The following is a 24427-nucleotide window of genomic DNA, read 5'->3' on the forward strand; positions in this document are numbered from 1 at the left end:
TTTAGCTGGCTGGCCTGTTGTTGTTGCCGGCTACTTTGCTGTAAAGCTGTGCTGGCAGCACTGCCTGGCGCCATGGCTGCAGGTTGTTGCGATTGTGAGGTACGGCCAACAGCAAATTTCATGGTGGTTTCCTTAAGTTTGCAAAGCCAGTACTGCGGCTGCAGGTTAATAAAGTGTAGACGCTAATATTGCCCGCTAGGGATAATGTTCCCGCCTTTGCTGTAAGCGGCGATATAACACCAGACCCAGCACTACAAATGCCAGCACAGCCACTAAAATCAGTGCCTGAAATTGATGCCAGTATGGGTCACAGGACAAAATCAGTAGTAATCCGATAGTAAATACACCGGGTACGCCATACAGCATAGCCGGATGCTCCAGCCAGCGTTGCAACGGGTAGTAAAACAACGTAGCCAGCAGATATAGCCCTGCCACCGCCAGCAGCAACAGCACCAGCACCAAACGCCAGAACCAGCGTTTAGGGCATACCCGGTCACATATCTGTTGCATATATTGCTGATAACCATAACTGTCCTGGATGGCAAAAGCTCGTTGTACTTCGGCATATTGGCTGCTGGTCAGCGGTAGGGTCCAAAAGGCCGCGCCGCTGAAATTCCAGTTGGCGTAGGTTAAGTCATTGCGCAGATCCTGCGTGGCCAGTTGGCCGCTTTGCTGTAGCGGTAAAACCTCAAACAGCGGCAGTATTTTTTCCAGCAGTAAGTTAGCTTTGTCAGTATCAGGCATTGCATCTATTGCGCTTTTTAACAACTTCATTTCACGGCGAAACGGATATTTGTCCTGCCCGCTGGGCATGCTACGGCTTAATTTGGCTTCTAAGCTATGGTCAAACTGCACCAGCAACAGGTTTACCAACGGCGCCAGTGCGGTTAGTTTGTCTGGGGCGTACAGCGTATCTGAGTTGTATAAGGTTAGTGCCGGCATGCTGTTGGCTATTTCTTCCGGTAACTTAGCACCGCTTAATACCGCTTTTGCCGGTACCTTTAAGTTAATAAAATACCCGTCGGTATTGGTCGCCTGTGGCGGCAGCTTAAGATCAGCGCGCAGTTCCCGTAAGAAAGTAATAAAATTTAATTGCTCTGCTACAGTTAGCGCTGTCAAATCCAGATTAAAGGTAATGCCATCGGCCAGAGTGCGGCGTGAACTGGCACCAAAGCTCAGCCAGGGCTGCAAGTTATTCAGCGCAAAACCAGCCATCGGTGTGGTAAGTTCAGTCACCAATTGCTGACGTAGACGATGCAAGTCAACCTCCCGATAACTGATACGGTCAAAAGCGGTAACCACGATATCCAGATAAGTATTGTGGGCCTGAGCGGTGTTGATAAAGTCATTAAAATGGCGATTGTTGCGCCAGTTAGGCGGGCTTAACAGTTGGTTGTCATCACCCAGGGTAAACGAGTACAAGCCAATACGGTTAAAAGCACTGAATGTAATCTGGTTAGTACCACTTTGCCAGTAAGGCACAAAACCATAGCTGAAATTGGTAAAGCGTTCCTGTTTAACAATTTCCGGCGCACAGCCACAGCGGGGCGAGGGTTGTAAATTCAGTGGCAACGGTGCTTGCTCAGGCCAGTGGCCAGCTTTAAAGCTGTTGTTAAATACCAACTGGCGTAACGTTGCCTGCTCTGCAGCGTCAGGCGGCAACGCGGTTTTATCAATGCTTGCAGCAAAGCCGATGCTATCGAGCGCTACGGACATAATGCGCTGATTGCGAAAAATATGCTGCTGTAACGTTTTCAGCTGCGCAAACTGAGCAGGTGGCAGACTGGCAAATTCGGCCTGCTGCTGCAAACGCGCCAAATCCTGTTCTGTCAGTTGGTAGTAACCAATAGCACTGACCGAAGCCGGGGTAGCTGCAGCCATAGCCGCATTCACCGGCCACACTAAGCTGCATACCGCCAGCCATACAACGCTCAACAGGCGCAGTAACTGTGTCATACCATCATGCCCTCTTTGCGCCGCTCGCGGCTTATGCCTTGCAGTAAATCAGCTTGCGTCAGGGCTTTATCGTTGCGTAATAACGCCGCAACAGCGGCGTAACGCACTACGTTGGTCATAGCGCCGCCAGCCAGTTCAAATTCATGGGCCAGATAATTCAGGTCGACATCGCTGCTCACTGCAACATGGTCCCCCAGAATATGCTGCCAAAGCCTTAAACGCTCAGAAATATCCGGTAACGGAAAGTACACCATCGACTGAAAACGGCGGGCAAAAGCTTCATCAATATTGGCTTTAAGGTTGCTGGCCAGCAGCACTACGCCTGGAAAGTCTTCAATGCGCTGCAGCAGGTAAGATACTTCCTGATTAGCGTATCTGTCATTACTACTGCTGGTTTGCGTACGTTTGCCAAATAACGCATCGGCCTCGTCGAAAAGCAAAATCCAGTGTCGCGCCTGCGCCTGATCAAACACTGTGGCAAGGTTTTTTTCGGTTTCACCAATGTACTTGGATACCACAGCAGATAAATCTATCCGGTAAACATCGGCGCCGGTTTGCTGGCCAATTAAGGTAGCGGTAAGGGTTTTGCCGGTGCCGGGCGGGCCATAAAACAACGCCCGGTAACCGGGTTTTATACTGCGGCCCAGTTGCCATTGCTGCATTACCGTATGCTGATGCTCTGCCCAGCCGATAATATGCTGCACCTCAGCCATTACTGCTGCCGGTAAGACCAAATCCTGCCAGTTTAACGGCGTGGTAAGCAGCTTGGCCGGAAAGTGAATGTTGTAATCGGGCTTTTGCCTGGTACCACTGCAAAACAGCTGCAAATATTCCGCACTAACCGTTAGCTGCGCGCTTAAAAAAGGCTCTTCTGCCACGTCATGGCGCAGGCGGATAATATTTTCGCGGCACAGCGGCTGGTCTGGCTGTAGTAGTTGTATTACTTCCAGCCGGGCAGATAAATCATTAGCGGCCAGTAAAAATGCTGCCGTTTGCGCACTGGGCAAAAAGCCCTGATGCTGCTTACTGTTGCAGCCGCCAAATTCACTGAAATTACGCGCAAGGTTCTCATTGCGCACAAAGAATGTATCCAGTAATTGCGGCTGTAAATGTGGTGCCAGCGCCAGCAATAAGATCAGCCGCTGCGCCGCGCTCAGCTGTTGTTTAATAACAAAAGCGGCATAACTGCCCTGCGCAGCATCCAGTTGTGGGGCTGGGGCCTGTTGCAGCATATTCAGCGGCTGTTGCTGAAAATAACTATGCAACCTAAGCTCAATGCAACGCGCCAGCCAGTCCAGCTCTTGCTGCATGCAGGCGGCGTTATCAGGCGTTACGTCGTTTCTTAGTTTAACCGCGCCAGTGAACATACACTTCTCCTTGCATCCACGGATAACGGATCAGTGAATAAGACCACGGCAAGCCGTCGAGCAGCATATCGTAAGGCCCGCTGTCGAGTTGCAACTGCCAGCCGGAGCCATTGCCAGCGCGCTCCAATGTACCGCCACGCTGTAAGAAACATTCGCGTAACGTGGTTACTGAGCTATTGGCCAGCTTTGGCCACTGCGCCAGTATGCCTGCCAGCAGGCTATCAGCCATGGCAAGTGCTGCGCCGTTCAGCTGTGGCACAAACCCTACCGGACAAGGCGGCTGTACGCCGCTTAGCAACATAGGCAACGGCCATTGCTGCCAGTAGTCCGGTACAAGTTCCGCCGGCCAGTGTCCTGTGGTCATATAGTGTAATAAAGCGCACGCCTGCCAGGCCTGTTCCGTACTGGTAAACCGTTGCGCCGATACCCAACCCAGTCGCTGCAGCAACATGGGTATATAAGGCGCTGCCAGCACTATACCGGCGTTGGTAACCCAGTGCGCTTGTGCCGGTGTTTGCCCGTCGATAAACCCGCCAGAGGTATGAGCTTGTGCTACACCGGACACCAGCGGTGATGATGCCGGTAACGCTTCCGGGCCAGATGCCGCGGCTTTTGGCTCTGCAGCTAAAGCAGGCAGCGCTGCCTGAGTAGCTGTAGCGGCCATGCCAGCCAGCTGTACCTTTAACTGTTGCAGCAATTGTGGCCTGCTACCCTGCGCTGCATTACCGGTGTAATGTTGCAGTTGCTGCGCCAGTTGCTGCAACAGCGTGCGGCTGGCGGCACTGCCGGTTTCAGCTGCTAACCACAGCTGTAATTGGCTTATTAACAATGACAATGTCAGTGGCTGGCGCTGCAGGCTACATTGCAACAGTGGCTGCCAGCGCGCCTGCCGATACAACGGCAAAGGCAGGCTGATACCAACTAACCCCCACTGCAACAGGCTGGTATAAGGCTGCATACTGGCAAAGCTGGCGGGCTGTAACTGCTGAAACAACCGCTGCAAATGATCGTCAGACGCATACTGCACCAGGCGCGCTAATAACGAACTGCCAGACAACTGCTGGCGTAAACCGTCCAGCCACAGAGCATTGGGTTGCTGCAATAATTGGCGCAACAGCAGGTTAAACTGCCGCTGCTGGGCCAGTGTAAGCTGCCCTAGCAATAACAACTGCTGCCACTGCCGCCAGCGTCTGGCCTGATGCTGTAACGCGCTGCGCTGCGCCGGCCGCGCTGTGCCAACCTGAGGTAAGGCGGTTACCGGCTGTGCCAAACGATAACTAAAGTAACCCGGTAAGGCGGTAAAGCTGTCGGCCAACCTATCTGCCGCCAATGGCGTGGGTTCTGCAATACCCGCCAGCAGCTCAGTCAGTTGCAGTAATAACGGGCTATGCCAGGAAAACAGCTGGCGGCTGCGCTGTAATACCCGTTGCATATGCTGCACCAGGCTTTGCACCGATAAATTGTCATGCGCGGCCATTTTGCGCAGCAAATAATGCAGGTAGCTGCGCCGGTTAAACTGGCTACCACGCTCTACCAGCAAATAACTCAGGCTAAGCTGCCACAAATGGCGCTGGCGTTGCTGCAATGCATCTGGTGGTAACAGCGCTGATTGAGATTGAGGCTGAGTTTTAACACTGCTTTGCACCACACTGAATAACTGCGGTTGTGCCATTAGTTGCAGCATAAAACGCTGCTCAGACGGCGCCAGAAGTTGCAACAGCTGCGCCAGCATGGCATGGCTTAAACCAAAAGCCAGCACCTGACATAAGTCGCTATGGCTGGCCAGTTGCCGCAGTATGGTTAGTAGCTCAGCGCTATGCTGCAGGTACAAGGCCCAGTTTCGCTGCAAGGCTGTGTTGTCTGCCAAACGTAATGCCAACAGGAGTTGCTGATGCTGAGATACTGTTAAACCACTTTGCGGTGCCTCTGTGGCAGAGGCTATTTTAGTTACCCCCGGCGGCTGTAACGGAGCGTCTGCCATACCGGTTAGTAACTCTGTCAGTTGCAGTAATAACGGGCTATGGCGGGCAAACAGCTGACGGCTGTGCTGCAAAGTCAGCAACATATGCTGCACCAGGCTTTTCACCGATAAATTGTCATGTGCGGCCATTTTACGCAGTAAATAATGCAGATAACTGCGCCGGTTAAACTGGCTGCCGCGCTCTACCAGCAGGTAACTGAGGCTAAACTGCCATAAATGCCGCTGACGTTGCTGCAGTGCTGGCGGTGGTAACGGTGCGTGCTGATATCGAAAATCCGCTTTGCTGCTGCCCGGTACCACACTGAATAACTGTGGCTGAGCCATCAGCTGCAGCATAAAGCGTTGCTCTGACGGCGCCAGAAACTGCAGCAGTTGCGCCAGCATGGCATCCGTTAAACCAAATGCCAGTGCCTGGCATACATTACTGTGGCTGGCCAGATACCGCAGTATGCTTAGCAATTGTGCCGCGTGCTGCAAATACAACGGCCAGTGTTGCTGTAATGCTTTACTGTCGGCCTGCTGCAACACCATGATCAGTTGCTGTTGTTGCGCAGCAGTTAAACCTGGCCGTTTCGTTACATCTGGCTGCGGCACAGCCGCTGGCAATAACAACCATAATTGCTGGCGCAGTGCTTCGCGAAAGCAATGCAGCAAAACATAGCGATCAGCAGGCAAATGCAGCGGCGGCAATTGCAGCTGAATTTCATCCAGCCGCACAGCCATACCAGTGTCAAACTCGTCTAATACCTGCTGGGCCACCGGCAGCAGCTCGTCAACAAACAGCTGCTCGCCAGCTGCGTTAAACCACTGTGCCATCGTTGTTGAATGGCACTGAAAATCAAGCTCAACCTGCATCAGCTGGTGCATCGGCATCCTCCACTGGCTGATTTAAGCGGTAAATAAACTGCGCCAGTGCCCGGCGTTGTTTATCCGCACCTTGCCGGTCAGCTTTTAGTGCTGAGCGCCAGTATTTAAACAAGCGCTCAAACCGGTTCATTTGGGCAAAATCAAGAAAAAACACCCGGCAGTTTAAATGTGCCGGGCAGTTCATCTGCAGTGTTTCGCACACCAGTTGCTGAAAACTGGCATCGGCAAAACGTGCGGTCCAGACTGGGCATAAGATGCTGATATTGCCTGCATAAAATGGAACTGGCAGTTCCGCTTCGCTGTTTTGTGGTGGCAGCAATAACAGGTGTTCCATTACGTGCAGGCCTTCAGATGCACGGCTGACATGAGATAAAAACATCACCAGGCTGTTGGCCATAATTAACGCCCGGCGGTAATAACGGTAACTACCGACCAGCCACCATTCATCCTGCCTGCTGTGTGGCACCTTAAGTAACACCTGATAGCGGTTTTGCTGCAGCAAAATACGGTAATTACTTAGCTGAATACCGGTTTGCAGCAGGATCTCAGGCAGGCAGTTACCGTCAAAACAACAGGCATCGTCCAGTTTGCGCCGCAGCGCCTGGCTATCCGCGGCGTAGCGTATACGCAGCGGTGGCACTTGCTGCAGTGCCAGGGCGCTGCTGCTGGTTTCATCCAGATAAAGCTGCTGCAGCTGATCAGTATCGCTGCGCAGCCGCAACTTATGTTGCAGCACAGCCGTGGTTAATGACTGGGCCGTTTGTGCCAGATCCAGCACTAATGCCTGTTTGCGCACAAAGCCGCCCACAGCATCACGCCACAGCGGCGCATGATGATCCGGCGCGGCCACCCGATCCCGCGTCATCAGCACAATCTGTTGTAAATAACTGACTTTTTGCTGCAACCGCCTAAGTGCCGCTGACTGCGCTGTGTGGTAATAATCAAAATGCTGCAGGCTGTGCTGATGCAGGCTTTCACCATACAGCGCCAGCAAATAATCCAGCAGCCGGTGTTTACGCTGCAGCACATTGTCCAGCCGTTGGTAAAGTTGCGCCTGGGTGGTGTCCATTTGCTGGTATAACAGCGCATCCAGATCGCGGATACCGGCATCGCGCAACGACTGATAATAATAACTTTGCGTAATATGCTGCGGTGAAAACAGTGCAGGCAACTGCTGCAACTGCGCAAGAAAATTAGCCAGTAGCTGTTCAAATAACACTAAGTAGCCTTTTAGCTGCAACTGCCGCGGCGAACTTTGCGCCAGCGGCCGTTGCAAGCCGTAATTTTGCGGCAGCAGTGTCTGCAAGGAATGATAGCGCCCCAACGCCCGGTAACGGCCAGCCGGTGGCGGGCACAGCGCCACCATATCTGTTTGCCAGCGGCTGTATTGATGAAAACGCTTTTGCTGGTAACGCTGCACCACTGCCGGCCAGTCAATATTGATGCTTTTATTACCCATACTCAGGCGTACCTGTGGCGGATGCGTGGCATCAGGCAAGGATAAATAATATACCGGTAAGCCCTGTTGCAATGGCAAATTATCGTAACAAGGGCTGCCTTCGCAGCGCAGATGAAACTGCCGCAGTTGCACTACACCATCAATATGCTGCAGTGGCTGAAAAAAGTCGGTGATATGCAACTGGCGCTGTTCACTTTCACTGTATTCCAGCACACCGCCTGCAGTTAGCGGTCCGGTAAACAGCTGTTCATAATCAGCGCCCTGTGCCAGCAAATCGGTATAACTGCGCCGGGCACTGCTGCGCTGCAACAGCTGCTGGCAGCGGTAGTAAAATTCTGCCAGCAGCTCTACCGCATCGGCAGATGATTGCACATCCAGCTCTGCCACCGGCTCACAGTACAGCGGAGCAATAATATCTATCTGCCCCAGTTGCTCACCTAAATTGCGTTGTGCGCTGTAACAACGCCTGATGGCGGCAATAAGGGGGGCCGTTGGCTCATCAGGCTCTGCAGCCACGGCAACAGCACGGTACAAGCCCAATACAGCGCCAGGCAGTAAATAAATGTCGGCCAGCTGCGGTAGCTGATCCAACAGGTAACGGCGGTAATCGGCAGCGGTGGTTGGCCTGCTGCTGAGAATTTGCTCTGGCGATACCAGGCCCAGGGCGGCAAAGTCTATTTTGCCATCCGGGCCACTGAGCAAATCAGCCATAGAAAAATTACAACGGTACTGCAGCTCTGTCAGGCTGAAACATAATTGCTCCAGCAAGGTAATACCGGGGTCATGCAGGTTGTAGTCGGTCCAGCGTTTACCGGCCAGTTGCTGAATATCGGCCAGCGCTTGCTGCTTTAAGGCTGTAAAGCTGTCTTTCTCGTGCGTCTGGCGCCGCTTAATATTGTACTCAGCCACCGGTGCCTCCGCTGCCACTGGCTGGATCTTGCCAGCACTGGCTCATATCGGCGTCAAACCAAAGCTGGGTCAGGTAGTAGCTGATGCGAATATTAGCCCCCAGATCCGTGCGGGAGCGCAACTGCAAACAATAGCCCTGCTCCAGCGCCTGCCAGCGTAAATCCAGCTTGCTGCTGCGTGACAAATAATACGCCTGCTGCACACGAATACGTTTTTTACGGTTGAGAAAATTAAACCACCAGCCACCCGGGTTATGCGTGTTAAGTGCCACCGCCTGCAACAAGGCATACTTGCCCGTGCCTTTATTGCCGGTACCGGCCATTACTTCAAACGCCTGACAGCCCTGCAAAGGTCCACTGATATCGTGCCATTGCCCATTGGCCGGCACCTGGCGTTTACCGGTGGGTTGATACCCCTGCCGCCCCTGCTGCGTGATCACACCGGCAACCTCCAGTGTACTGGCAGGATTAGCTGTACCAATACCCAGCCGTTGCTGGGGTGTCAGGGTTAGCAGGGCTTGATCAGCGTGCTTAAATTGCAGCGCATTGCTGCGCTCATCAAAGCTGATACTCCACACCGGCTGCTCGCTGAGGTTATCGCGGAAAAAACTGAGTAACTCGGTGTGTTTACCCAGCACCGTGATTTCAAAACCATAACGGGCCGATTTATCAAAACCGTCTTCCAGTGTATTTAATGACGAGTCTATCAGATCAGAAAATTCCTGCGCCGAGGGCATAGCGCCATCGCGGAAAAAGTTTTTCAGCGTATTACGGTTACGTTTAGCCATCGCGTGCTTCCTGCTGAATAATAAAGGTATGGCCAATTTCCAGTTCGCTAACTCCGGTTCGCTGCGCCAGTTCAGGCTGAGGCACTGCCAGCACACGTAAACTGTGCTGCCGCGCCGGTGTCAGTAAATTCCAGGGCCGCGCCGGCTGTAATACCAGTTGTTCGGTATGCTGGTAGCTGGCACTGTCCTGCAACTGATACTGACGGCTGCCATACTGGCTGATATGCAGCAGAGAAAAGTCTGTCACGTAGTCAACATAAGGTTGTTGCTGAATAAAGGATTGCACTAACTGTGGCCTTAACTGCCAGCCAAAGCGCGCATCCAGCCCCTGTTCATGCCAGGGGCAAAGATAGTCAGACAGGGCCTGCTGCAGGCGCTGCAAGCCATCGCCACTGTGTAAGGCCTGATTAAGCTGCACAGCACAGCGTACCTGTAACTGTTCAAAGCCGGGATTCGCCACTTCGATGCTGGCAAAAGGCGATGCCAGCGCTGCAACATAGTGTTTAATCTGGCGTAGCAACTCGCCACTGACCAGGCTGCGCTGGCAAGCCAGATGCTGACAGCCCGGCGGTTTTGCCACCACAATAAGCAACAGCCGGCCGGGTATAAGGCTGTTTTGCTCCAGCGCGGCATTAGGGAAACACTTTACCTTAGCCAACTGCGGAAAAGCCTGCAGCACCAGGCGTTCAAAATCCCATGCGGTGCTGGCGCGTTGCTTGTGGCTTAAGCGCTCGGCAATACGTTGCACTCTGGCTACGCTGCTTTCCTCACGCGGGGTTTGTTGTAAAACGGGCAAATAACCGCTAACCGTAATACCTGCCTGCTTGCTTTGCAGCGCCCACTGCAAGGCACTGTGGCTTAGCATAGCGGCATCGGGCAATGGCTCTGTTGCCAGCAATTGCACGGCATTTGGCATAATGCGCCTCAGGTTGCCATAGCGCCGGCTTTGCCCGGCGCAGCACAGCCTTAACCAGGCCTGCCCCGAGGGCATTAACTGATGCTGTTGTTGCAGGGCATGCGGCAATTGCAATATCACAGCACCACTTGATGTCAGGCCACGGCTGCTATCTGTCAGCAGCGCCTGATCGGTGAAATCCAGCCATTCATCATCATGCAGATACTGCCAGCGCAGCGCATTTTCCGGTACGGTATTGCTGCTGCCACTGGCGGGTTCAATATCAAACAACAAACTAAGCTGGCCGTTGACGCTTGCCCCGGTTAAACCAATAAACACATAAGCCTGATGCGCAAAATGCGGTAACAACCTTACAGCGTCACGCCGGGCGCTGGGGTAGCTTTGGCGCTGGCCAAACGGATACAACTGCAGCAGGCGGTCACGGTTGCCACTGGCGGGATCACGGCTGGTATGAATATCGCAATAAGCGCTGTAACTTACACTTAGCAGTTGCAACAGCGGCGCATAGGCCGGCTGCGGCAATGGCCGCGTTTTTTTGTGCTTAGCGTTATAAAGCAGGGTTTCACTCAGGGCAGTGCTGTAACGGCCATGGCCAAAACCGCTGACCGGCTGGCTGAGGCTAAGGCGGAAAAAGCCCTGACTGGCTGCAGGATGATACGGCTGGGCAGCCTGTGCCGCCGTTAACCTGAAACCACTGACAGCACTGAAAACCAGTTGCTGCTTAGGCTGCACGGGAGCATGGCTGTGCGCTGCAGCAAACAGGCAAAACTCAGCCTGGTGTTGATAATCTTCAGTTACCTCTTGCCAGCGGCCCTGATCCAATAACGCCAGCCGGGCCTTAAAACTGTAGTTGCTGATATCTTCACCGTATGCCGCATAATGGCCAGCCAGCCCTTCGCTGGCAACCGGCAGTTCAGCCCAGTCCAGTTCAAGTTCAAGCTGTTGTAAATGTTTGTGTTGCCAGTCACTGTGGTTAAACAACAGATAACTGCCAGGCAGTGGTACCGGGCCAAACGGCCAAAACGGTTTAGTGGCATCCAGTGGCCCCAGCTGATTACTCAGGTTAAGGCTGCGGCCATTTTTAACGCTTACGTCTAGCCGGCATTGAGCAATGTCAAACTGGCTGCACAGCGAGTAACCGCACAGCTTCGCCATGGGATTTAATGTCAGGCGCATACTGGCGTCAGTGTCGTTAAATGCACATATCGCGGCAAAGCTGCTGCTAAGCTGACAACGTAACTGCAGCCCCAGTGTAGCCGGACCCAGCGGCTGGATAGAATATTCCGCCACACTGACAAAACCAGTGGCGGTAGATAGCGATAATAAAAATAAGTCGCTGCAGTAACGGTAAAACACCGTCATCCTGTCGTCACTCAGCAATTGCTGCACACACTGGTAACTTTGCACATTGCCATTTTCCAGCGCCAGCAATTCGGCCTTTGCCAAAATGGCCTGGCTGTCTTTTGCGCTTAACCAGTTGTCGGGGCCAAACAGATAATAACTAAACAACATACCGAACAGGCTGCTGAACTCTGGCTGTTGTTCAGTACGCAACAGCAACAGCATCAGCACCTGCTGATAAAACGCCTGCCAGCGCGCTGCCACCGGCATTACCGGTAAATCTGGCAGGCTGCTGGCAAGCGCAGTAGCGTCCTGCTGCAACTGTGATGGCAATATTGCATAGTCCAGCGCGGTTAAAATTATCGCCAGCGCCTGCAGTAAACGTTGCGGCCAGCTGTAATCTGCCCGCTGCAGCAACTCGGTTAACCTGGCAGCCAGTTGCTGTGGCGGCGTTAAGCGCAGTTGCAGCTCTATGCAACGCTCGCCCTCGCTAAGCTGCAAAGTAGGCGACACTATGGCAAACCCCGGCATACGGGGTATGTCGTCATTAGCCACAAACAGCGCCCGCCCGCCGGATGCATCAATACTGGCGCCACTGCTGTAAATACGGCTGACAAAACCCAGTTCCTGCTCGGGTGAAATACGTTTACTGCTAAGCAAACTCAAACTGTATAGCTGTTGTACCTGCACGGCCTGCAGGTATTGTGGTGCGGTAGTATGAAACAACAGCGGCGTACCGTCGGCTGTTTTACCGGCACTAAAGCGGGTGTTGGCTGGCAATAATACTGCAGTTGCCGCAGGTTGCAGGCTAAGCCAGATACTTTGCGCTATCGGTTTACGCCAGGGCATTTTCAGGCAGTCGTCATAGTAAAATGCCAGATGACGCTCAGTTAACTGGTTTAGCTGGTGCTGGTTGCCCTGATACAAGCGTAAAAAGGCCAGAAACAGTGCCAGCGCCGGCTCATTTTGCTGTGAGCGTAATAACTGGTTAAGTTGCCCGGCGGTTTCCTGCTGCAAATAACGGCATAGTTGCAAGCTACCAGCTACACTGCGTTGTAGCGCTTCATCCACACTGCATGCTGCAGCACTTGACGGCGCAAACTGCAGCAACGCAGTAAAGTCTGCCGTGCCGGGCAGGCTTGCTGTGGCTTGCTGTAATAACGGCAAATAAGGTGCCAATTGGGTTTGCCAGCTGCTGTGTAATTTGTCGGCCAGTATCACGGCAGATTCAGAGCCCAGTTGCAGCAATTGGTGATACCACTGGTGATATTGCTGTAGCAGCGTCATTACAAAATTAAATTGCCGCAGCGGCGTTTGTTGCTGCAGTATGTCCAAGTCCTGTTGCAGCCGGTTTGCATCCAGTGCGGCTATCTGTGCCAGAATGGCCGGTTCGCTGCGGCTAAAGAGTTGGCGCCAGTTGCCCTGCGTACTGCCGTCCAGATCCACAAAGCGAATATTCTCTGCCAGCCCGGCGGCAAGGCTCAGCAACTGGTTAAAATTCAGCGTGTCGGGCTGAAAATAATCGCTTTGCAGCGGCGCATAACGCTGCTCACTTTGTGCCGTGCCGTCAGCATGAAACAATGCCGGCCAGTGTGCATATGAGCTTAGGCCGACTGTCACTGCGCCACCTCTGTGCCTTCAAGTAAGTAAAACGGATACACCATATTGTGCCGGCTGTTAGTGCCGCGGATCTGATAACTTAGCTGCAGCATTAACACACCATCAAAAATCTGCTGCAAATCTGACGTTACCTGCAGTAAGTGAATACGCGGCTCAAAAAACAGCACCGCATGGCTGATGGCATCAATAATATTGGCCAGTGCATGCTCATCCAGAGTGCTAAATACATAGCGCTGCAAGGAACAGCCATATTCCGGCTGCATTACCCGCTCACCGGGGCGGGTAGAAAACAAAATGCGCAGGCTTTGCTCTATATCCTGCTGATCTGTCACCATTTCACTGTGGCAACTGCCACGGCTAAAACCGGGCGGAAAAGCCCAGCCAATGCCTAAAAATGCGTTATCCGGTTGCTCGGCGCTCATTTAGCCTCCTATCATCACGGTGGGCGCACCCATGACTACTGCACCGCCATGAGCACAGGTATCACCAAGGCGGGCGGCCGGTTTACCGCCAATCATTACTGTGGCAGAACCTTTAATAATGCTATCTGGCGGGCCCACACACACGCAGCTGTCACCCAACACAGCTGCGGGCAGTTTTTCAATCAGCACTGTGGGTACACCTGGCCCAATCACCGGACCACCGACATGCGGGATCGGCGGCAGGCCGGGCGTTTGCATCGGGCACTGGTGCATATCGGTTAAACGCGCTGCTGGTGGCATACAAAGCTCCTAGTTAATCATTACCATGGCACCTTTCACCGTAGTCTGGCCGCTGGCAGACAATTCGGCGCTGGCATTACCTTTGGCAGTAAAACCGACATTGGCCTGCTGGCTGATATTAAGTGCTTCGGCCTTAAAATCGGCTTTGGCGGCCAGTTCAATATTAGCCATCGCCTGCAGGCTGATTTTGCCTTTGGCGGTTAAGCTGATGTCTTTGGGGCTATCAAGCAAAATGCCGCTGGCTGACAGCTCAACCTTGTTGCCATGCTGGTCTTGCAGCAAAATGGTTTTACTGTCGTCGTCCAGCACGGCTTTATTACCAGCCGGAGTCCAGATACTGATTTTTTTCTTCTCTTCATCGTATTCCAGTGTCAGCTTGGTGCGGCTGACAAAAGCTTTAATGTTGTTATCTGCAGCTGCGGCATAAGGCGGCTGTTTATTGCTGCTGTATACGCTGCCAAGGATCACCGCATAACAGGGATCATTATTCAGATAGCCCAGGATCACCTCGTCTCCCACTTCCGGCAGGCAAAACTGGCCAAAGCCGCTTGAGGCATAAAAACTCAGTAAACGGGCCCAGATGCCTTCGGTTTCAGCCTCCAGTAACGGTACTTTGACCTGAATACGGCATTCGCCCGCCGGATCATCAGCCAGTTGCTGTACTACGCCAATTTGCAGGCCACTGACACCGGGCAACACGCCGCCAGCCAGGGGAGCGCTGATATCGGTATTTTGCGCAAACCACTGCGCCGACATACCAAAACTCACTTGCGATATCCAATCGCCATCCGCAATAATATGCCGCACCTGAGACACAAAAACGTCGCCGTTAAAGCGCTCGCCTACCCCATTCACTGAAATTAATACACCGGGTTTTAGCAGCGCAGAGCCCTGACAGCGCAATTCACCGCGAATACGTGCCAGTGCGGATTTCAGCTGCTGCGCTTTCGCCCAAGTGGTTAAACTGGCATCAGTAAGCGGGGCATTACTTTGCAAACGAAATTCTTTTACTGCTGCGACATCGGCCAGCGTGCCGGCAGCTATATTTCCCTGCGCAGTGAGGGTTGCACTGGCGGCTTCTTCGCTTTGGATCTGCTGGTGGGCAGGGTTCCAACTGACTGTTTTCACCGAGCTAAACTGCTGGCTGGCATCCAGGCTGGCGTTAAAGCTGAGTAAATCATCACCGTAAGTTACGCAAAGTACCGCTGCTGCAGTGGTATCCGGCGGCGCTATACTCAGCTTGCCGTCATCGGCGCACAGCAGCATGCCGTTTAGTTCGGCACGCAGCAGCATAAAATCCCAGTCTGTGCTGTAATATTGCACCAGCTCGGCATGGTGTTCAGTAGTGGCCGTGGCATTGCAGCTAACGGCATATTTACCGGCCAGTTGCTGCCAGATATCACTGTCTGTCGTTTCGGTATAGTTGGCATTATTACGCGCCAGCGTGGCGGCAAATACAGGGTCGCGGCACTCAACAATAAGCTGAGCCTGATTATTACCACTAATCGCCAGACTATGCTTTACCACTACGCCGCTAAAGATCTGTTGTTCATCATCACTATAACCGGCACTGACCACCAGTTTGGCGCCCGGCACCAACGACGCCTGATTAGACAGTGGAAAATCTTTCGCCGGCATATCGCCGTCACTGAATGTCAGCACAGCCAGCGGCACCCGGTTTAGCGCCTTGGTAATATCGACACTGATAATACTGATGCTGTCGGCCAGCGCAGTGCCATCGCTGGTTATGCTAAGCCTTACCGGCCCGTCGGCACCTTGTAACGGGGAATTGGCCATAACTTACCTCAGTGGTGGAAAATACAACTGGCGGCCGGGCGTAAGCACGCTGACACTGTCCAATTGATTAAATTCAGCGACGGCCAGGTAGTAACTGCTGTCACGGTAGATGCGGTAACACAGGTTAGGCAGGGTATCACCAGCTTTTACCAGTACCTGATGCGTCAGATCCGGCGATTGCCTGTCGGCTTTTAGTGCCTCTTGTTTGTTTGACATGTAGCTGCCGAAATTCAGCTTAATTTTTGCCCGTAGCGGGTCGCCACCGGGTTTGAACAGGGTGTAATCCACTGTCATGCTATTTAAGCGGCCGACAAAACTGAAGCTCTGGCCCCACTGCAGCTTTACGATGCTGGGTTCGTGTTTTTCCCCAACATAGTGATACACCACGTTTTTCAGCTGTTTTATCTGCTTGCTGACATCGGGCTCCTGTTGCGCTGAAACCGGCACCACGCCGGTGCCATCCAGCACCAGATCAAAGCTGAGTTTTTCTTGCTGGTACTGGCTAAGTTTGCTTTCTACTGCCGATTTACCCACCGGCAGATTGTTGCTGTTATCGGTGTTATAACTAATACCCAACTGATGATTCAGGCTGGCCGGGTTAATCATGGCCTGAAACTGCCCTTCGCCCGTGGGCTGGCCATTGTTGTCGCAACAGCTGATGGTTAACAGCGACTTACTGCCACTCATCAGCGCGGCCTCTGCTCATACTGCGCCTGTTGCAGTAGCCGCTGGCATTCCTGCAGGATGTCCTGCTTTAATTGTTGTAAATCCTGTGCCGGGTAAGGTGGGCGTGCCGGGCTGTCGCTTGGCGGCTCCAGCAGAGTAGATTTTACAATCAGTTTGGTGACTTCAATCGGCATAGTGTTAGCGCTCCCGGTTTACGTACTGATAACTGAATTCCAGCTTTTCTATGGCCACCTCGTTTTTACTGGCGTTAAAGCCTTCTACCTGCCAGCTAACGGGGTAAGCGTTAACAAAAGACCAGCTGCGGGCGGGTTGCCCGGTTTCATCCAACAATTCCACGGTGATTGTCATCGGTGTAATGGCTATATCCACCCCTTGTTCAAACACCTTAATGCACCATTGCACCAGCAAAGAGCTGTTTGGTGCTATGCCGCGTTTTAATACCAGATTGCCGTGCTTGACCGCTTTGGGCAGTTTATGCACAAAACGGTTTTCACCGCCCTCCACCACATCTTCGGTATCCAGTTGTGCACCTATACCCGACACTTCCTGAAAGGCCGTGTCGGCGCTATCACCGGATGAAGCAAACTTCACCCGGAAATAAAACGCCGGTAACGGATAATCTGACGTGGCCAGTTCACTCATACTGCGTATTACCTGTTACGGGTTATCAATGGTGATACCTTCATGCACAATTTCGATGGTTTCTATTGCCACCTCATTGCCGTCTGATTTCAGATCAGTGCCGGTGATTTTAGTTGGCCAGGCGTTGGTTAAGGTCCACACCATAGTGGTGCCGCCTGCTTCATCCAGCAAACTGATGGTGATGGGCAGACGCTTGATGGTGTTCATCTTGATCTGGCTAAACCAGGCCCAGAATTTGTTATCCGATTTATACACGCCTTTTTTCATCGTCACGTTGCCGGACTTTTTCAGCCCCGGCATTTTGGTGGCAGAAAACACCGGGTTATCACCGGCGCGGTATTCAATAATTTGCGCCTCGACATCCAGGCCGGATACCTCCTGAAACGACATTACTTCAGAGTCCCATTTCACCTGGAAATAAAACTTCGGTAAGGGCCATACCGAAGTGGATTGGGTTGAACCGTCATCAGCCATTGTTAAGCTCCTTGTATTCGTTTAATAAACCGGTTAGTTAATTAAGATTTCTGCATCTGCTGCTGGAACGTAATTTCAATAAACTCGGCCGGGCGAATCAGCGCCACTAACACCGTGACACGCAAAATGCCTTCAAGAATATCTTCTGATGTCATGGTTTCACCCAACCCCACGCTGACACTAAACGCATCTTCCGGTGACGCACCGGCTAAACCGCCACGTTTCCAGATACCGGTAAGAAAATTACGGATCATGCTTTTAACGGTAACCCAGGTGCTGGCAGTATTGTTCTCAAATACATAGGCTTTGGTGCCAAGCCGGATAGATTCTTCCAGCATGATCATGGTGCGCCGCACACTAATGTAGCGCCAATCCAGGCTGTTACCATCCAGAGTGCGGGCGCCCCACACCAGAGTGCCTTCGCCAATAAAGGTACGAATGGCATTAACCGACTTACCCTGAGTACTAACGTTTAAATCTTCCTGCTCATCGTGGGTAATGTTTACAGCCGGTGACACCACAGCACTTAAACTGACATTAGCCGGGGCTTTCCACACACCTTTGGTGTTATCCACCATGGTGTAAATACCGGCCATTGCGGCAGCGGGCGGCAGCAGGTTTAACACATCACGCATTTGCCCCAGTAACTGGCTATACAGCGGGCTGATAGCTTTTAAGCTTTTGTGCAATAACATCTGGCTGGCAACCATTTCAGCCTGGTCCAGCTTGCTCCAGTCTTTGCTGATATCGTTAATGGCATCCAGTTGTTGTTGCAATTTTAGCTGGGCGGCTTTATCCGCAGCGGTGGCTTTCTCATCCAATGCAGGCAGTTCATCTGGCAGGTTCCGTTCCGTTTTAAGCAACTGCTGTAGCAGATCGGCGGGAGTCAGGTTCAGATAGCTCAGATCACGTTCCTGCACTATGGTGGTGTTGAGCCAGGGGTAATAAGCGCTGGCAAAATCCAGATAGTTAATGCCCAGTTTGCCGCGGAAATTATCAATGCAATCGCCGTCCGGGTGCTGGCGTGGCTTATACCCCTGCCATACATCCAAAATAGCAATACGGTTGCGCATTTTGCCGCCACAGTGTGCCAGTGCCGCTTGTTGTACTGCGATACAATCGTCTTCGGCCAGTAGCACCGCCTCGGGGATCACCAGCATGGTCGGTTCCTGCTCTTTGATCAGTTGATCAATACCGGCCATTAATTTTGCCCCTTCAACATCGTCTGCGTAGTTACCTACCGACACAATGTAACAAGGGCCTCCACCGTTTTGATAAAACAGCATCATGGCGTAGTACAGCAGGTTTTTACCGCTGTCGTGGCTAAGCTGATACGACTTACCGCCAACAATGAAGGTGTTGTCGCCCGGCGCCTTGGCTTCGGCCAAAGCAAACATCGGTGTCGGTGCAAAACCAAAGTAATTATGAAACTCTGACATTGAACTGATACGCATAGGCTGGTTAGTCAGTGACTTATTGCCGTTCAGTGCTTTTTCGGTATAGCCGATAAAAGCCGGCACCGCCGTTGCCACTTCCACCACCGAATTGGGAAAGGCATTTTTCTCTACGATATAAACGCCTGGCGTTTTCATCTGCCCCATGATGTGTTCCTTTCTGGTTAATAGTTAAGGTAAATTTCCGACACGTTGCTTGCTACTCCATTGACTACTGCTTTATCGATTTGCCCGGCCACTGCAACCGGCAGCCGTTTGATCAGAATTTTCTCACTACCGTGCGCTGCAGTTATTAGCTGAAACCGGTACGGGCTGAATTGCTGCAGCTTTAAAGGCTGGGCAGAATCAAATACCTGCGCCACAAGGCCATTGGCCAAACGGGTATCGTTTTGCTGTATAAAATGGGTTTGCTGCGCCATATCCTGAATGCGCAGCGGTTGCGCAAAGGCTCTGCCACAGAGGTAATAGCGCCAGACACTCTGCCTGCTGCCAAACCGCAACAGATAAGATATTGCGTTATCCGCTGTAAGTTGCGTTATGTGCAAAGCGGTTATATCAAGGGCCAGCAGCATTACAGGTAAGGGTTTGCCTTTTGGTGGCAGTACACCGGCCACTGGCGTATCATTAGCACTTATTACCTCTGCGCTGCCAAGCTCCGGTTTGGCATGTAAACGCAAGGCCGCATCATCCGGCATCGGCGCCCGGTTATCGCAGTATAATAATTGTTGTGGCTCCAGCAGCGGCAGGCTGTAACTGCCAAAGAGCGGGTCATCGCTGTACAACAAAAAATATAATGTCAAAATTGGCTCACAACAGGCAGCAGCTATGTCGCGGCGGCTGGTATCCAGCAGCAACACGGCGCCCTGTTTTGTCGGTTTAACCAGCAACTGGGCATTTTGTAAGTGCCGCTGTGTTTGTGCTGCAGGTACCAGACGTAGCTGCTGCGCCAAACCATCACTAAAATATTGATGCTGCAGCACAATATGACATAACGGCAGGTAACTCATGATTGGGTTCCAACATCAGTGACCGGTTTGCGCAATAAGCTGCTTTGGCTGTAAATATCCGCGCCGTCAAAACTAATCATCCGTACCTTGTACAGTACCGATGGCAGGTATTTACCGCTTAACATGCCCCACAGGTTACTGGCATCCTGAATGCTCAGGTTTTCCATATCCAGCGCCAGCCGTTCAATAGAGGGGTCAAGATCAGGCAGGTTTTGATGAGTAAACAGCGGATTGCGCTGAAAAAAACTGATACTGGCCGACAGTAATGTCAGCGCATCGCTGTAGTTAGTGCCATTAAAATTAGCGGCCAGCATGACATACAAATTCAGATGCAGTGGCGGGGCACTGTTAGCACTGCGGGCAAAGCCGGTATCCAGCAATGTTGTTTTACTGCGCGAAGCGGCTTCTTTTTCGATGCCAACTAAAAATAGCACCAGTTTGTTATTAACCTGGGTCAATACGGTGCCATCGGCCTCATTTAAGTTCGACACCAGCACCACATCTTCTTCCAGTTTGAAGTTATGCCGCAAAAAACGGTTTAATTGCACCGCCAACTGTGACAACGTCTTTGCTATCATGTTGTGTTTCCAGCCAAACGAACACCACACAGCCTTCTTGGCTGTGAACGATACTTCAGATTAACAGTGAATACCGGAAGCGCTTTTAACTGCGCTTTTAGTCTCCAACAACAGTAAAAACAAATAACAAAAACAAACAGCGGGTTATTTATACAAGGAGAATTTACATAATGCGATTAAAGATAGTGATTGTTTAGCGCTTTGCAAACATATAATAAATTTATCAAATAAATTGATATTTTCATTAGAAATACATTTAATATCTGCATTAGCTATATTAGGCCTGGCTGATGAATTACATAAGGTGATACAGTGAATTGCAGTGATTTTCGTTTAGATATTGGCAGATATTATTTATGACTTTTTTAATGAAACCATGCCGCCAGCCCGCTCTGTTCTGTTTTGTTATTGCTGTGTTTTTGCTGCAGTTCACAGCCACTGCTAATGCCCAGTGGCAACAAAAATCGTTTCAGACACTGGGTACTCAGGCCTATATTGAGCTGTGGAGTGAAGACAGCAAACAAGCAGAACAGCTGATCAGTGAAGTGCAGGCCGAGTTTGAGCGGATAAACCAGCTGATGAGCCCTTACATTGCCAGCAGCGAACTCAGCCTGTTAAACCGCGAAGCAGCAAAAAAACCGGTGCAGGTATCTGCTGAGATGTATCAATTATTGCAGCGCGCCAGGCAAATTTCACAGCAAAGCAACGGTGCTTTTGATATTACCTTTGCTTCAGTCGGTTTTTACTACGATTACCGTAACCATAAAAAGCCTGACGCTACAGTGCTACAAAAAGCCAGACAATATGTTAATTATCAGAGCGTTGAACTACTAAAAAACAACACCGTCCGCTTTGCCCAGCCTGGCGTTAAAATTGATCTGGGCGGCATAGCCAAAGGTTATGCGGTTGAGCGCAGCATTGCCTTACTGGCACAGCATGGCATCAGCAATGCGTTGCTTACTGCCGGTGGTGATACCCGCCTGTTGGGCGATAAAAAAGGCAAACCCTGGCTGGTAGCCATTAAACACCCGCGCCAGGACGATAAATACGCCGCCCAGTTACCACTGGAAAACAGTGCTATCAGCACATCAGGCGATTACGAGCGTTACTTTATTGAAGATGGTGTGCGCTACCATCATATTTTGGACCCTAAAACCGGCCAAAGTGCTACCGGCCTGCTTAGCGTAACAGTAACCGGTGCTGACACCACCCAAACCGATGCATTATCTACCACATTATTTGTATTGGGATTAAAGCAGGGTATGGCACTGATTGAACAAATCGATGGTTATGACGCCATATTTATTACCGCAGAGCGGAAAATGCATTTTTCCAGCGGCCTGAGCCAACCCTGAGTTGCCTGCTGGTTTATTCTGTTGCAGGCAATAAAGAAGCGGGGTTGGGCAGTTTAATCTGATAACCGGACAGCGGATAACGCTGCACAATAGCGGCCAGAGTGCCGTCTGCGTACAGTTTTTGCCAGGCCTGCGCTAATTGTTGTAACTGTATGCTGCTAATGGTGCGAAGGTTAAAGCCAAAATACACCATGCTCTGATGCACCTGAAACAGCGGTACGTAATCTGCCGTTGGTAAACCTGGCTGTACTTTCCAGTAATGGTAAGCCGCAATGTCTTCCAGCACACCGTGCACCCGGCCATTGAGTAATAATGCCTGCTTATCTTCGTTACCGCGGATAAACACAAAACGGGTGCGGTTTTTTGCATCATTTAAAATGCTGTCCAGCTTGTCACCGTAATAAGCCCCATTTAGCAGCGCGATAATGCCGGTGGTGCCGCTGTTTTGTAATTGCTCTACCGCAGTAAGGCCGGGGAAAGCACGCGGCAAACCTACCAGATAAATGGTTTCCTGCTGATGCGGGCCAATAAAAGCAAACTGTTTGCTGCGTTCAGCGTTATAGCTAAGGTGGCTTAACACATCCAGCTCGCCCTGCTCGATTAGCTTTAACGAACGCAGCCAGGGGCTGTGAATAAACTCAAGCTCGCAGCCCATCTCTTGCACCAACCGTTGCAGCAGCTCAACATTCATACCTCGCCAGCTGTCGCCGTGCTGCAAGATATAAGGTGCGAAGCTGGTTTCAATGCCCATACGTAAAGTACAGCTGTATACCGGCTGGCTAAGAATGCAGCTAACAATAAGCGCCAGAACCCCTTTCATTATGCACCCTGCAATAAAACGCACAGACATCAACTATAAGCCCGGCGAAGCCACTTTGCCTGCCGCCGTAAAAAAATACTACGGCAATCCGCTTTTAGGCAGCTAGACAATAGGCTCAAATGCAGTAAGGCGGTCAATACTGGCAGCATTACCTAAACCATGAAACGGTGCTACTTCAGCCAGACGGTTTTGCTCACCGCTTAGTGCCAGATAGTTTAACAGCACTGTTTGCACCAGCAGGTTAACGTTGTTCGCCGCCACTGATGAGCCGGTTTCTACCGAAGCATCCGGCCGCATAAAGCCAATTTGCTGATGCCTGGCTTGCTCGGCTGTACTACCGCCCAGTAAAGAGGGGCGGCCATTGGGGCTGTATACCAGCATAAAAGAGGCAGCGGTGGAGGAATTATCACCTGTCCACTCGCCTTTACCCCGGCCTGCTTCTGAATCGTCAATACGGCCGTTGCTGTCTACCGAGCCATCGCTGTACACATAAATCATCAGCGGCTGGTTCACTCTTGCGGCATATTCTAGGCAGGCGCCAATACAGCGGCCGGCGCGTAAGTCACGCAGCTCACCGGTACCGCGCTCACCGGTGTGGTAGTCGTAACCACCAATGGTAATGGAACCCGCACCGGCAAAGCCATTTACCACCAGCTTCATTACCGATGCTGTTTTACGAAACTCGGCATCGCTGTTAAATTCGTCCACGCTAAAAATGCCGGCCGCGCCGACAATATCCACATCAGCAGCCGGGTCCAGCGTGGCCGGGTTACCAAAGCGATCTGCCAGATCAGCACTTTTTACATAACCACAGCGGATCAGATCTTTAATCACTGCATCACGGCTGATATTGGTATTAACCCGGCTTAGTTTGCTGTCGCTGATGCGTTGCACAGATTCCATCACCGCTACGGCGTCGTTCTGGTTTAACAAGCCAAACAAATCGCCGACATCAACCAGACCGGTCACATCACTTGGCCGGTCAATTTTGGTCGGCCGCAGTTCGGCATTATAAAACTCCATTGGTGCCATAGAGTTAGCACCGGAATCTGAATTGCGCGACCCTACCAATGGCATTAATGAGCCGCTGGCACCGGCTTTGGCAATGGCGTACATCGGGTTGTGCGGGTTATTGCCGGTATCGTTTTCCGAGCGTGACGGTAACACAGCGCCATTGGTCATCGCCTGGGTAGCCAAACTGGTACGCTCTAAAATGCCGGCCAGCATTTGTGAATCGCTGTGAAACGCCAACCCCAGCTGATTATTAACAAAGCCCCCGGCCGGGTTAGCAGCATTAACTGCTGTTGGCACCATATCCGGCGGCAGGCCCAGTTTGCTGTAGCCCTGCACCGATAAAAAATCGAGCTGGCCACCCGCGCCGCCCACCAACACATTAGAACCGGCAATATTGGCACCACCGGCTAAATCGAAACAGATAAACGGAATTTTACCCGCGCCTTGCACATTAATACCGCACAGCTGTTTTAGCGCTTCTAAATCAGGTGATAACTGCGCCTGTGCTTTACCGGGGTTAGCAAACATGCCAAATACCGAGCCAGTGGTTAGCACTGCAGCGCCGTAACTTAAACCACAGGCGATAAAGTCGCGTCGGCTTACCGGTTTACTGTGGCAGGCATGCAGCAACGGGCTGTCGGGGTGCAAAGGTTTTGCTCTTTTCATCTTTTATC

19 protein-coding genes are annotated in these 24427 nt (G+C 51.9%); 1 reads left to right on the forward strand and 18 read right to left on the reverse strand.

Annotation, left to right across the window (positions count from 1 at the left end; translation table 11 throughout):
* Nucleotides 1-195 precede the first annotated feature (195 nt).
* The 16 genes from MJX74_RS11650 to MJX74_RS11725 are packed head-to-tail and all read right to left on the reverse strand — an operon-like array spanning nucleotide 196 to nucleotide 20564.
* On the reverse strand, nucleotides 196-1956 hold the full coding sequence (locus MJX74_RS11650) for a hypothetical protein (RefSeq protein ID WP_240223019.1): 1761 nt from the start codon (nucleotides 1954-1956) through the stop codon (nucleotides 196-198).
* The gene (locus MJX74_RS11655; protein WP_240223020.1) at nucleotides 1953-3323 is read right to left on the reverse strand and encodes an ATP-binding protein; all 1371 of its coding nucleotides are present in this window, start codon (nucleotides 3321-3323) and stop codon (nucleotides 1953-1955) included. Before MJX74_RS11655 ends, MJX74_RS11650 begins: the two co-directional genes overlap by 4 nt.
* Nucleotides 3304-6171 (reverse strand): contractile injection system tape measure protein, encoded by a 2868-nt coding sequence (locus tag MJX74_RS11660; RefSeq protein ID WP_240223021.1) that lies wholly within the window; start codon nucleotides 6169-6171, stop codon nucleotides 3304-3306. Before MJX74_RS11660 ends, MJX74_RS11655 begins: the two co-directional genes overlap by 20 nt.
* Nucleotides 6149-8539: a hypothetical protein gene (locus tag MJX74_RS11665; RefSeq protein WP_240223022.1), complete on the reverse strand. Its 2391-nt coding sequence runs from the start codon at nucleotides 8537-8539 to the stop codon at nucleotides 6149-6151. Before MJX74_RS11665 ends, MJX74_RS11660 begins: the two co-directional genes overlap by 23 nt.
* A complete protein-coding gene (locus MJX74_RS11670) occupies nucleotides 8532-9326 on the reverse strand; it encodes a hypothetical protein (RefSeq protein WP_240223023.1) in 795 nt (264 codons plus the stop codon). Before MJX74_RS11670 ends, MJX74_RS11665 begins: the two co-directional genes overlap by 8 nt.
* Nucleotides 9319-13203 carry a hypothetical protein gene (locus MJX74_RS11675; protein ID WP_240223024.1) on the reverse strand — a complete coding sequence of 1295 codons (3885 nt, stop codon included), beginning with the start codon at nucleotides 13201-13203 and terminating at the stop codon, nucleotides 9319-9321. The genes MJX74_RS11670 and MJX74_RS11675 overlap by 8 nt, the downstream gene beginning before the upstream one ends.
* A complete protein-coding gene (locus tag MJX74_RS11680) occupies nucleotides 13200-13625 on the reverse strand; it encodes a GPW/gp25 family protein (protein WP_240223025.1) in 426 nt (141 codons plus the stop codon). Before MJX74_RS11680 ends, MJX74_RS11675 begins: the two co-directional genes overlap by 4 nt.
* Nucleotides 13626-13925: a PAAR domain-containing protein gene (locus MJX74_RS11685; RefSeq protein WP_240223026.1), complete on the reverse strand. Its 300-nt coding sequence runs from the start codon at nucleotides 13923-13925 to the stop codon at nucleotides 13626-13628.
* Nucleotides 13926-13934: 9 nt separating this feature from the next.
* Entirely contained in the window at nucleotides 13935-15722 is a 1788-nt protein-coding gene (gene vgrG, locus MJX74_RS11690) for a type VI secretion system tip protein VgrG (RefSeq protein WP_240223027.1), read from the reverse strand.
* A gap of 3 nt (nucleotides 15723-15725) precedes the next feature.
* Nucleotides 15726-16409, reverse strand: a complete 684-nt coding sequence (locus tag MJX74_RS11695) for a CIS tube protein (protein ID WP_082694664.1) — start codon at nucleotides 16407-16409, stop codon at nucleotides 15726-15728.
* The gene (locus MJX74_RS11700; protein ID WP_156420199.1) at nucleotides 16409-16582 is read right to left on the reverse strand and encodes a DUF5908 family protein; all 174 of its coding nucleotides are present in this window, start codon (nucleotides 16580-16582) and stop codon (nucleotides 16409-16411) included. Before MJX74_RS11700 ends, MJX74_RS11695 begins: the two co-directional genes overlap by 1 nt.
* A gap of 4 nt (nucleotides 16583-16586) precedes the next feature.
* Nucleotides 16587-17051, reverse strand: a complete 465-nt coding sequence (locus tag MJX74_RS11705; protein ID WP_068229271.1) for a phage tail protein — start codon at nucleotides 17049-17051, stop codon at nucleotides 16587-16589.
* Between the two features lie 15 nt (nucleotides 17052-17066).
* Nucleotides 17067-17525: a phage tail protein gene (locus tag MJX74_RS11710; protein WP_068229268.1), complete on the reverse strand. Its 459-nt coding sequence runs from the start codon at nucleotides 17523-17525 to the stop codon at nucleotides 17067-17069.
* Between the two features lie 41 nt (nucleotides 17526-17566).
* A complete protein-coding gene (locus MJX74_RS11715) occupies nucleotides 17567-19126 on the reverse strand; it encodes a phage tail sheath family protein (protein WP_240223028.1) in 1560 nt (519 codons plus the stop codon).
* A gap of 17 nt (nucleotides 19127-19143) precedes the next feature.
* Nucleotides 19144-19986 carry a hypothetical protein gene (locus tag MJX74_RS11720; protein ID WP_240223029.1) on the reverse strand — a complete coding sequence of 281 codons (843 nt, stop codon included), beginning with the start codon at nucleotides 19984-19986 and terminating at the stop codon, nucleotides 19144-19146.
* Nucleotides 19983-20564 carry a Pvc16 family protein gene (locus tag MJX74_RS11725; RefSeq protein ID WP_240223030.1) on the reverse strand — a complete coding sequence of 194 codons (582 nt, stop codon included), beginning with the start codon at nucleotides 20562-20564 and terminating at the stop codon, nucleotides 19983-19985. Before MJX74_RS11725 ends, MJX74_RS11720 begins: the two co-directional genes overlap by 4 nt.
* Nucleotides 20565-20920: 356 nt before the next feature.
* On the opposite strand from MJX74_RS11725, the gene MJX74_RS11730 reads away from it, so the two are divergent.
* Nucleotides 20921-21919: an FAD:protein FMN transferase gene (locus MJX74_RS11730; protein ID WP_240223031.1), complete on the forward strand. Its 999-nt coding sequence runs from the start codon at nucleotides 20921-20923 to the stop codon at nucleotides 21917-21919.
* Nucleotides 21920-21932: 13 nt separating this feature from the next.
* Here the strand turns inward: MJX74_RS11730 and MJX74_RS11735 are convergent, their stop codons facing one another.
* Nucleotides 21933-22739: a substrate-binding periplasmic protein gene (locus MJX74_RS11735; protein ID WP_240223032.1), complete on the reverse strand. Its 807-nt coding sequence runs from the start codon at nucleotides 22737-22739 to the stop codon at nucleotides 21933-21935.
* Between the two features lie 102 nt (nucleotides 22740-22841).
* Nucleotides 22842-24419: a general secretion pathway protein GspF gene (locus MJX74_RS11740; protein WP_240223033.1), complete on the reverse strand. Its 1578-nt coding sequence runs from the start codon at nucleotides 24417-24419 to the stop codon at nucleotides 22842-22844.
* Nucleotides 24420-24427: the final 8 nt, after the last annotated feature.

Source organism: Rheinheimera hassiensis (genome assembly GCF_022436675.1).
GTDB classification, from domain to species: Bacteria; Pseudomonadota; Gammaproteobacteria; order Enterobacterales; family Alteromonadaceae; genus Alishewanella; species Alishewanella hassiensis.